Origin of the sequence: Pseudoalteromonas sp. S4741, assembly GCF_005886135.1 — a bacterium.
GTDB classification, from domain to species: Bacteria; Pseudomonadota; Gammaproteobacteria; order Enterobacterales; family Alteromonadaceae; genus Pseudoalteromonas; species Pseudoalteromonas tetraodonis.
The window spans coordinates 90,394-102,323 of record NZ_PNCN01000031.1 but is presented as its reverse complement, the minus strand read 5'-3'; the positions used below and the strand labels follow the sequence as shown (position 1 = coordinate 102,323).

Below are 11,930 nucleotides of genomic sequence, written 5' to 3'. Positions count from 1 at the left end.
GATGCGAAATCGTTCGCATCCCAGGCGTATACTTTTGCAAGTACGTTAGTGATTGCTGCAGTTAGTGTAGTTTTACCGTGGTCAACGTGGCCGATTGTACCAACGTTTACGTGCGGTTTTACGCGTTCAAACTTTTCTTTTGCCATCTTAAAAAATTCCTAATAAAGAAATTAAAGCCTGACTCAGTATTGAGCCAGACAAGCTAAAATCATATAACAGCGCGAGCTGAAATTATTGTATCTGCAACCTGCTTAGAGGCTTCAGCGTACTTCAAAAACTCCATAGAGTATGAGGCACGGCCCTGTGTTGCAGATCGTAAAGCAGTCGCATAACCAAACATTTCAGATAACGGAACCTGAGCATTAATTTGCTTAAGTCCACCAAGTGCATCTTCCATGCCTTCGATCATGCCGCGACGACGGTTTAGGTCGCCAACTACATCACCCATGTTTGCTTCAGGAGTGAGTACTTCAACCTTCATTACTGGCTCTAATAAAGCAGGGTTTGCATCTAGCGCACCTTGCTTCATAGCGAGTGAACCTGCTATTTTAAATGCCATTTCATTCGAATCTACATCATGGAATGAACCATCATATAAAGTCGCTTTCACGCCAAGTAATGGGTAGCCTGCCAGTACACCTTGAGCCATTTGCTCTTGGATACCTTTGTCTACCGCAGGGATGTATTCTTTCGGAACTGACCCACCTACGGTTTCGTTAACGAACTCGTAAATTGGGGCTTCATCATCCGAAATATCCATCGGTTCAAGTTTAAGCCAGACGTGACCATATTGACCACGACCACCTGATTGACGTATAAACTTCCCTTCAACTTCAACAGTTGAACGAATAGCTTCTCGGTATGCAACCTGCGGCTTACCAACGTTACATTCAACACTGAATTCACGTTTCATACGGTCGACAATGATATCAAGGTGAAGTTCACCCATGCCAGAGATAATCGTCTGGCCTGATTCTTCGTCAGTTTGTACGCGGAAAGATGGATCTTCTGCCGCTAGTTTACCTAGCGCGATACCCATTTTATCCTGGTCAGCGATTGTGCGAGGCTCAACCGCAACAGAGATAACTGGTTCTGGGAACTCCATACGCTCTAGCGTAATAATAGAATTCGGATCACACAGTGTCTCGCCTGTTGTTACGTCTTTGAGACCAATAGCCGCCGCGATGTCGCCTGCGTAGACTTCTTTGATCTCTTCACGTGAGTTTGAATGCATCTGAACGATACGACCAAGACGCTCACGCTTACTTTTAACTGGGTTATATACCGCGTCACCCTGTTTAACAGTACCAGAGTAAACACGGAAAAAGGTCAAGGTGCCAACAAACGGGTCTGTTGCAATCTTAAAAGCAAGTGCAGCAAACGGCGCTTTATCATCAGCAGGACGCTCTTCCTCGGTACCATCTTCGAGGATACCTTGGATTTGTTTCACTTGTGTTGGTGATGGCATATATTCAACAACGCAATCAAGCACAGCTTGAACGCCTTTGTTTTTAAATGCACTACCACAGGTCATGGGAACAATTTCGTTCGCTAATGTGCGTTGACGCAAAGCATTTTTAATTTCTGCTTCGCTTAACTCTTCACCTTCTAAGTATTTATCCATTAATTCTTCAGAGGCTTCAGCAGCGCTTTCAACTAAATGAGAGCGCCATTCTTCAGCTAAATCCTGAAGTTCTGCCGGTATTGCCTCATAAGAGAAAGTCATACCCTGGTCTTCATCATTCCAGTTAATAGCTTTCATTTTAATAAGGTCAATAACACCTTTAAAGTCGTCTTCAGCGCCAATTGGCAACTGGACTGGAACAGGCGTTGCTCCAAGACGAGATTTCACCTGGCCGACAACCGTTAAGAAGTCAGCGCCTGTGCGATCCATTTTATTTACGAAGATCATTCTCGGAACTTCGTATTTGTTCGCTTGACGCCAAACTGTCTCAGTTTGCGGCTGTACACCCGATGAAGCACAAAGAACAACTACCGCACCATCTAGTACACGTAAAGAACGCTCTACTTCGATAGTGAAATCTACGTGTCCTGGGGTATCAATGATATTGATGCGATGGTTGTCAAATTGCGCGTCCATCCCTTTCCAGAAACACGTTGTTGCAGCAGAAGTGATTGTGATACCACGCTCTTGTTCCTGCTCCATCCAATCCATAGTTGCGGCGCCATCATGTACTTCACCGATCTTATGAGAAAGACCTGTGTAGAACAGAACACGTTCTGTTGTGGTGGTTTTGCCTGCATCTACGTGAGCACAAATACCGATATTGCGGTAACGCTCAAGTGGAGTTGTACGTGCCATAAAATCCTCTTAAAGGTTAAGGACAGATTACCAACGGTAATGAGCGAATGCTTTATTCGCTTCAGCCATACGGTGAACGTCTTCACGTTTCTTAACCGCAGTGCCTTTGTTGTCAGCAGCGTCAACGATTTCTTGAGCTAAACGTAAGCCCATAGATTTTTCACCACGCTTACGTGCAGCGTCTACTAACCAACGCATACCTAATGCGTTGCGACGTACTGGACGTACTTCAACTGGTACTTGATAAGTTGAACCACCAACACGGCGAGATTTAACCTCTACCTGTGGACGGATATTATCAAGTGCAGTTTCAAAGATTTCTAGGTGCGACTTGCCTGATTTCTCAGCAGCCACGTCTAGCGCACCATAAACGATTTTTTCAGCAGTAGATTTCTTGCCGTCTAACATTACGATGTTAACGAACTTAGCAAGAAGTTCCGATCCGAACTTAGGATCTGGAAGAATTTTACGTTGACCTATTACGCGTCTTCTAGGCATTTTGTATCTCCGGTTTATTCAGGTTTGTCCTTTTGGAACAATAACCCAAAACAATAATTAATAATATTTAGTGCTTGGCCTTACTAACGGAATACAATTAGCCTTTAGGGCGTTTTGCACCGTATTTAGAACGAGCTTGACGACGGTCGCTTACGCCTGCACAGTCAAGTGCACCACGTACAGTGTGGAAACGCACACCTGGTAAATCTTTAACACGACCACCACGGATTAGGATTACACTGTGCTCTTGAAGGTTATGACCTTCACCACCGATGTATGAAGTTACTTCGAAACCGTTAGTTAAACGTACACGAGCTACTTTACGTAACGCCGAGTTTGGTTTCTTAGGTGTAGTTGTATATACGCGAGTACATACACCACGCTTTTGCGGACACGCTTTAAGCGCAGCTGAGTTACTTTTAGTAACCTTGCTACGACGTGGCTTACGCACTAGCTGGTTAATAGTTGCCATTTAAATAGCTCCTGAAATTAAAATTACTACTGAAAAAAATAAAAAATCCGCCCTTGTTTTACCAGCATGTATTAAACGTGCAAGTAAATGGGTGGCGGAATTTTAATGAGCAAAGATTGACCTGTCAACCTAAACCGCTCGCAAGGCAGTAGATAACTACCTTGCTAAACTCTAATCTATTGATTAGATTCGGTTTATTGATTTCCAGATAAATCCGCGTTTAAGGCATCAGTCAGTGCTTGAGTCGCCTCTTCTGCACTTACCGTTTGCTCTTCAACAACGTCTTTTTGCTTACGACGAGCCATACGATCTTGATGATACGCAAAACCGGTACCGGCTGGGATCAATCGACCCACAATTACGTTTTCTTTCAGACCGCGTAACTCATCGCTCTTACCATTTACAGCGGCTTCTGTTAGGACACGAGTTGTCTCCTGGAACGAGGCTGCTGAGATGAAAGATTCTGTCGCTAGTGATGCTTTAGTGATACCCATTAACTGGATTTCAAACTTAGCTGGGATCTTACCTTGAGCTTCAAGGTCGCGGTTTGCGATATTAACGCGTGCCACTTCAATTTGCTCACCGGCTAAGAACTCAGTATCACCACCGTCTAGAATGATACATTTACGTAGCATTTGACGAATAATAGTTTCAATGTGCTTATCATTGATCTTAACGCCCTGCAAACGGTAAACCTCTTGCACTTCGTTAACAATGTAGTTAGCAACATGAGTCACACCACGTAGGCGTAAGATGTCATGCGGTGATTCTGGACCATCGGCGATAACTTCACCTTTAGACACTTGCTCACCTTCAAACACGTTAAGTTGACGCCACTTAGGAATCATTTCTTCGTAATGATCGCCTTCAGCTGGAGTAATAACTAAACGTTTCTTACCTTTAGTCTCTTTACCGAAGCTAATCGTACCGGTGATTTCAGCTAAGATAGCTGGATCTTTCGGCTTACGCGCTTCAAATAAGTCGGCTACGCGTGGTAGACCACCCGTGATATCACGAGTTTTCGAACCTTCTTGCGGAATACGTGCTAATACGTCACCTGGGTTTGCAGTCGCGCCGTCTGTTACTTCAATCGTAGTGAATGAAGGAAGACGTGTTTCTTGCAAGCCACGCTCATCACTTTCAATGATAAGTTTCGGCTCTTTCGCATTCGCTTTAGCAAGATCTTTAACAACTACACGAGTTAAACCCGTTAGTTCGTCAGTCTGTGCTTCAGTATTTGAATCATCGATATCGCTGAACGATACTTTTGATTTATGCTCAAGAACGATTGGGTGACTATGCGGGTCCCAAGTAGCAACAATGTCGTTACCTTGAACTTCTGCATTGTCTTGCACTGTTAATACCGCACCGTAAGGTACTTTATAACGCTCTTTCTCACGACCATAGCTATCAATGATAGTGATTTCTGTAGAACGAGAGGTAATAACAATCTTACCGTCTGTATTTAATACATACTTAGCGTTGTGAAGTTTTAATGTACCGTTAGTTTTAACTTGTACATTATTTTCAGCAGACGCTCTTGATGCCGCACCACCGATGTGGAATGTACGCATCGTAAGCTGTGTACCCGGCTCACCGATTGATTGTGCCGCGATAACACCTACTGATTCACCCGCATTGATGATATGACCACGTGCTAGGTCACGACCATAACACTTAGCACAAACACCAAAGTCGTTATCACAGGTGATAACTGAACGTACACGAACTTCATCAACTGAGTGCTCTTCTAAAAGGTCACACAGTTTTTCGTCAAGCATGATGTTACGTTCTACAAGTACTGTATTAGTACCAGGGATAACAACAGGCTCAGCAACAACACGACCTAGTACACGTTCGCGAAGTGCTTCTACAACGTCACCACCTTCAATAAGCGGTTTCATTGTTAAGCCATCTTCTGTGCCACAATCGTCTTCATTGATTACCAAATCTTGTGCAACGTCTACTAGACGACGCGTTAGGTAACCCGAGTTCGCTGTTTTCAGTGCTGTATCGGCAAGACCTTTACGCGCACCGTGCGTTGAGATGAAGTACTGAAGTACGTTTAGACCTTCACGGAAGTTAGCCGTGATTGGCGTCTCGATGATTGAACCATCTGGACGTGCCATTAGACCACGCATACCTGCTAGCTGACGGATCTGAGCGGCACTACCACGAGCACCTGAGTCGGCCATCATAAACACTGAGTTAAATGACGGTTGCTCTTCTTCTTCACCTTGCGCATTCACTACGGTGTCTTTTGACAAGTTAGCCATCATTTCACGTGATAAGTTTTCATTTACACGTGACCAGATATCGATAACTTTGTTGTACTTTTCACCAGCCGTAACAAGACCCGATTGGAACTGTTGGTTGATTTCAGTTACTTCAGCTTCAGCTGATTCAATGATTGATGCTTTCACTGGTGGGATAACTAAGTCATCGATACCAATTGAAACACCTGACTTCATTGCGTAGTGGAAACCGGTGTACATAACTTGGTCAGCAAACACAACAGTGTCTTTTAAACCAAGACGACGGTAACACTCATTTAATAAGCTAGAAATTTGCTTTTTACCTAGGGCTTGGTTGATTGACTCAAACGGCATACCTTTAGGTAAAATAAGAGACAGAATTGCACGACCCACTGTAGTATCAATGATAGTAATTGTATCTTCTACAACACCATCTTCATTAGCTACTGATTGGCTAATACGTACTTTCACTTTTGCGTGAAGGTCGGCATTACCACTACGGTATGCTTTTTCTGCTTCTTTTGGATCTTTAAATACGGTGCCTTCGCCTTTGGCGTTAATGCGGTCACGCGTCATGTAATAAAGACCTAATACAACGTCCTGTGAAGGAACGATGATTGGCTCACCATTAGCAGGCGATAAGATGTTGTTTGTAGACATCATTAACGCACGAGCTTCAAGCTGAGCTTCAATTGTTAGCGGTACGTGTACCGCCATTTGGTCACCATCGAAGTCGGCGTTGTAAGCCGCACATACTAATGGATGCAAATGAATCGCTTTACCTTCGATAAGCACAGGTTCAAACGCTTGGATACCCAAACGGTGAAGTGTTGGTGCGCGGTTAAGTAATACTGGATGTTCACGAATTACTTCATCTAGTACATCCCATACTTCCGCTACTTCACGCTCAACCATCTTTTTAGCTGCTTTGATTGTCGTAGCCATGCCGCGACGTTCTAATTTGCCATAGATGAATGGTTTGAAAAGCTCTAATGCCATCTTCTTAGGAAGACCACACTGATGAAGCTTAAGTGTAGGACCAACCGTGATTACAGAACGGCCAGAGTAATCTACACGCTTACCAAGTAAGTTCTGACGGAAACGACCTTGCTTACCTTTGATCATATCAGCAAGCGATTTAAGTGGACGTTTGTTAGAACCTGTAATTGCACGACCACGACGACCGTTATCAAGTAGCGCATCAACCGCTTCTTGTAACATACGTTTTTCGTTGCGTACGATAATATCTGGTGCAGCTAAATCTAGTAGACGCTTAAGACGGTTATTACGGTTAATAACACGACGGTAAAGGTCATTTAGATCAGATGTCGCAAAGCGGCCACCGTCTAGTGGTACTAATGGACGTAAGTCAGGTGGCAATACTGGAAGTACTGTCATGATCATCCACTCAGGGTTATTACCTGATTGGTGGAACGATTCCATTAACTTAAGACGTTTAGTGATCTTTTTACGCTTAGTTTCAGAGTTAATTGTTGGTAACTCTTCACGCATCTCTGCAATTAATTGAGCAAGATCGAGTTCACGAAGCAAGTCTAATACTGCTTCAGCACCCATCTTCGCTTCAAACTCATCACCATGCTCTTCAAGTGCATCTAGGTATTCTTCTTCACCTAATAGCTGACCACGCTCAAGCGTTGTCATACCAGGCTCAGTTACTACGAATGATTCGAAGTAAAGAACACGTTCAATATCACGAAGCGTCATATCAAGCATTAAGCCGATACGTGACGGTAATGATTTTAAAAACCATATATGCGCAACTGGACTTGCCAGTTCTATATGACCCATACGGTCACGACGCACTTTAGTGAGTGTTACTTCAACGCCACACTTCTCACAGATCACACCACGGTGTTTAAGGCGTTTATATTTACCACATAAACACTCATAATCTTTCACTGGGCCGAAAATACGGGCACAGAATAAGCCATCGCGCTCAGGCTTGAAAGTACGGTAGTTAATAGTCTCAGGTTTCTTTACTTCACCGTATGACCATGAACGAACCATGTCTGGTGAAGCAAGACCAATGCGAATTGCATCGAATTCTTCGGTCTTATTTTGTTGCTTCAGAAACTTAAGTAAGTCTTTCACCTTAGCTCTCCTGTCGGAGTTAATCTTGAGGACGGATTTTCTCGTCCCTACATTCTATTCAGCCATAACAGATGCTGCAGCGTTCACTGCAGCAACTAATTGGCTTAATTTTCTTCCAACTCGATGTTGATACCCAGTGAGCGGATTTCTTTCAACAATACGTTGAACGATTCTGGCATACCTGGTTCCATTTTATGGTTACCATCAACGATGTTTTTATACATCTTAGTACGACCGTTCACGTCATCCGATTTCACTGTTAGCATTTCTTGTAGCGTGTAAGCAGCACCGTAAGCTTCAAGTGCCCATACTTCCATCTCACCAAAACGCTGGCCACCGAACTGTGCTTTACCACCCAGCGGCTGCTGAGTAACAAGGCTGTAAGAACCAGTAGAACGCGCGTGCATCTTATCATCAACCAAATGGTTAAGTTTAAGCATGTACATGTAACCTACAGTTACTTGGCGTTCAAACTGATCGCCAGTACGGCCATCATAAAGTGTAACCTGACCACTTCTAGGGTAGCCGCCTAGCTCTAGCATGTCTTTGATTTCGTCTTCTTTCGCGCCATCAAATGCAGGAGTAGCAATCGGTAAACCACCTTTCAAGTTTTCAGCTAAACGACGAATTTCGTCATCAGAGAAACTAGCGATATCCACAACCTGACGAGATTCACCGATCTCATAAGCTTGTTTGATGAATTCACGTAGCTCATGAAGCTCGCGTTGCTCTTTCATCATTTCTTCTAAGCGCTCACCAATACCGCGTGCAGCTAGACCCATATGTGTTTCAAGGATCTGACCGATGTTCATTCGCGATGGTACACCTAGTGGATTTAGTACGATATCAACGGTACGACCTTTGTCATCGTATGGCATATCTTCTACTGGTACGATAGTCGAGATAACACCTTTGTTACCGTGACGACCCGCCATTTTATCACCCGGTTGGATACGACGTTTAACAGCTAAGTATACTTTAACAATTTTAAGTACACCTGGTGCTAAGTCGTCACCTTGGGTAATTTTACGACGTTTGTTTTCAAACTTCTTATCGTATTCAGCTTTAAGCTCATCGTACTGTGCAGCTAGTTGCTCAAGTTCAGCTTGCTTGTCTTCTTCAGCAAGGCTTTGAGTTAGTAACTTTTCAGCATTCAGTGACGTTAAGTTGTCTTCATCGAAGCCAGCTGCCACAAGTAACTTGCGAGCACGCTCTAAAACACCAGCTTCTAGAATACGGAACTCTTCGTTGAAGTCTTTCTTCGCTTCGCGAAGCTGCATGTCTTCAACTTCTAACGCACGCTTATCTTTTTCAACACCATCACGGGTGAAAACTTGTACGTCGATTACAGTACCAGTTACAGAGTTAGGTACACGTAAAGAGCTGTCTTTAACGTCAGACGCTTTTTCACCGAAGATAGCACGTAGTAGCTTCTCTTCTGGTGTTAATTGCGTTTCGCCTTTCGGAGTCACTTTACCTACTAGGATATCGCCGCCTTTAACTTCAGCACCAATATATACAACGCCTGATTCATCAAGCTTGCCTAGTGCAGATTCACCCACGTTCGGGATATCTGCTGTGATCTCTTCTGAGCCTAATTTAGTATCACGGGCGATACACTGTAGTTCTTGAATGTGGATAGTCGTTAGACGATCTTCTTCAACTACGCGCTCTGATAGTAAGATTGAATCCTCGAAGTTGTAACCGTTCCATGGCATGAATGCCACGCGAAGGTTTTGACCAAGGGCTAAGTCACCTAAGTCAGTCGAAGGACCATCTGCTAACACATCGCCACGAGTAACCGGTTCACCAACCATACAAGTCGGCTTTTGGTTAATACATGTATTTTGGTTAGAACGTGTGTACTTGGTTAAGTTGTAGATGTCGATGCCCGCTTCACCAGGGATGCGCTCTTCTTCATGTACATTAACAACGATGCGACTTGCGTCGGCATACATTACTTCACCACCACGTTTAGCAACAATCGTTACACCAGAATCTTTTGCTAGTGTTAACTCAATACCTGTACCTACTAACGGTTTGTCCGCTTTCAATGTTGGTACTGCTTGACGTTGCATGTTTGAACCCATCAATGCACGGTTAGCATCATCGTGTTCTAGGAACGGGATAAGTGCTGCCGCTACAGAGATCACCTGTTGTGGTGATACATCCATATATTGCTGGTCCATACGACCCATAAAGGTTGATTCACCTTTGTGACGACATGGAATAAGTTCATCTACAAACTCATTGGTTTCAGTTAAGTTTGAGTTCGCCTGTGCGATAACAAACTGACCTTCTTCAATGGCTGATAGGTAATCAACTTCATCAGTTACTACACCGTCTACCACTTTGCGGTAAGGTGTTTCTAAGAAACCGTAGTCATTGGTACGTGCATACGTAGACAATGAGTTAATTAGACCGATGTTTGGACCCTCAGGAGTCTCGATTGGACATACACGACCGTAGTGAGTTACGTGAACGTCACGTACTTCAAAGCCAGCACGCTCACGAGTTAGACCGCCCGGACCTAATGCAGAAATACGACGCTTGTGCGTTACTTCTGATAGCGGGTTATTTTGGTCCATAAACTGTGATAACTGAGACGAGCCGAAGAACTCTTTAACTGCTGCCGAAATAGGCTTAGCGTTAATAAGATCTTGTGGCATTACAGCGTCTAGGTCACCTAAGCTTAAGCGCTCACGTACAGCACGTTCTACACGTACTAAACCTACACGGAATTGGTTCTCAGCCATTTCGCCAACACTACGTATACGACGGTTGCCTAAGTGGTCTATATCATCAACATCGCCAACACCGTTACGAATAGCAATCAATACTTTCATAACCGCTACGATGTCTTCTTTGCTTAATGTGCCAGGGCCTGTGTCTGAATCGTAACCAACACGGCTATTGAACTTCATACGACCTACTGTTGATAAGTCATAGCGTTCTTCTGAGAAGAATAAGTTCTCAAATAAGGCTTCAGCCGCGTCTTTCGTCGGTGGCTCGCCTGGGCGCATCATGCGATAAATTTCTACTAGTGCTTCTAAACGGTTGCTTGACGAGTCAATGTTTAATGTATTTGACATGTAAGCGCCGCTGTCCACTTCATTGATATATAATGTATCAATAGTAGTGTGACCTGCTTTAACCAATTCAGCCATCATTTCAAGCGTTAGCTCGTCATTTGCAGTCGCGATGATTTCACCTGTTGACTCATCAACATAGTTCTTCGCTAATACACGGCCAATGATGTACTCATGTGGTACTTCTAATTGATTAATGCCTTTTTTCTCGATGCTCTTGATGTGGCGAGCCGTAACACGACGACCGCTTTCAACAAGGACTTCACCGTCTTCGCTCTTGATATCAAAAGCGGCAGTTTCACCACGTAAACGTGAAGGCACAAGTTCCATAAGAACTTTACCGTCAGCAATTTCAAACGCAGTAGTATCGAAGAAGATATCTAGGATTTCTTCACTCGTGTACTCAAGTGCACGTAAGATGATAGACGCCGGTAATTTACGACGACGGTCAATACGTACATATAAGTTATCTTTTGCATCAAATTCGAAGTCTAACCATGAACCACGGTAAGGAATTACGCGTGCGTTATAAAGCACTTTACCTGACGAGTGAGTTTTACCGCGGTCGTTATCAAAGAATACACCAGGGCTACGGTGTAGCTGAGAAACGATAACACGCTCTGTACCATTGATTACAAAAGTACCGGTATCGGTCATGAGCGGAATTTCGCCCATGTAAACTTCTTGCTCTTTAATGTCTTTAACTGTGCCTGGAGCTTCTTTGTCCATTACTACAAGACGCAGTTTCACGCGAAGTGGAGCAGAATAAGTCACACCGCGAATTTGACATTCTTTTACATCGAATACTGGCTCACCAATACGATAACTTACGTATTGAAGCTCAGAATTTCCCGAGTAGCTTTTAATTGGGAACACAGAACGGAAGGCAGCTTCCAAACCATGATCGCCATCAGCGTCCGGGACTAAGAATTTTTTAAACGATTCTAACTGCGTCGACAGTAAGAAAGGTATATCCAAAACTTGTGGACGTTTACCAAAATCCTTACGGATACGTTTCTTTTCAGAATAAGAGTAAGCCATGGGGTTCCTCAGCTTGCTGATCTTTGACCCGACCTGTTCTTGTAAGAACAGACTTAACTGGCATCTATGCCAAGATGTACAACATTTAACTGTTGTTCCAACTTAATCCCATCTCAACACTAGCAAACTATAAAGCGTTG

Annotated in this window: 6 protein-coding genes; all 6 read right to left on the bottom strand. The window is 43.8% G+C overall.

The genetic code is table 11. The features are described from left to right. Nucleotides 1–146 (bottom strand): GTP-binding protein (locus tag CWC30_RS05720; RefSeq protein ID WP_249929833.1); only part of this gene is annotated, 146 nt, incomplete at its 3' end. Nucleotides 147–208: 62 nt separating this feature from the next. Then, nucleotides 209–2,323 carry an elongation factor G gene (fusA, locus tag CWC30_RS05715; protein ID WP_138626641.1) on the bottom strand — a complete coding sequence of 705 codons (2,115 nt, stop codon included), beginning with the start codon at nt 2,321–2,323 and terminating at the stop codon, nt 209–211. 27 nt (nt 2,324–2,350) lie between these two features. Next, nucleotides 2,351–2,821: a 30S ribosomal protein S7 gene (rpsG, locus tag CWC30_RS05710; protein ID WP_010392135.1), complete on the bottom strand. Its 471-nt coding sequence runs from the start codon at nt 2,819–2,821 to the stop codon at nt 2,351–2,353. A 97-nt stretch (nt 2,822–2,918) separates the two neighbouring features. Then, entirely contained in the window at nt 2,919–3,293 is a 375-nt protein-coding gene (gene rpsL, locus CWC30_RS05705) for a 30S ribosomal protein S12 (RefSeq protein WP_002958885.1), read from the bottom strand. 194 nt (nt 3,294–3,487) lie between these two features. Beyond that, nucleotides 3,488–7,660 carry a DNA-directed RNA polymerase subunit beta' gene (rpoC, locus tag CWC30_RS05700; RefSeq protein ID WP_138626640.1) on the bottom strand — a complete coding sequence of 1,391 codons (4,173 nt, stop codon included), beginning with the start codon at nt 7,658–7,660 and terminating at the stop codon, nt 3,488–3,490. A 104-nt stretch (nt 7,661–7,764) separates the two neighbouring features. Beyond that, entirely contained in the window at nt 7,765–11,790 is a 4,026-nt protein-coding gene (gene rpoB, locus CWC30_RS05695) for a DNA-directed RNA polymerase subunit beta (protein ID WP_138626639.1), read from the bottom strand. Between the last annotated feature and the right edge of the window lie 140 nt (nt 11,791–11,930).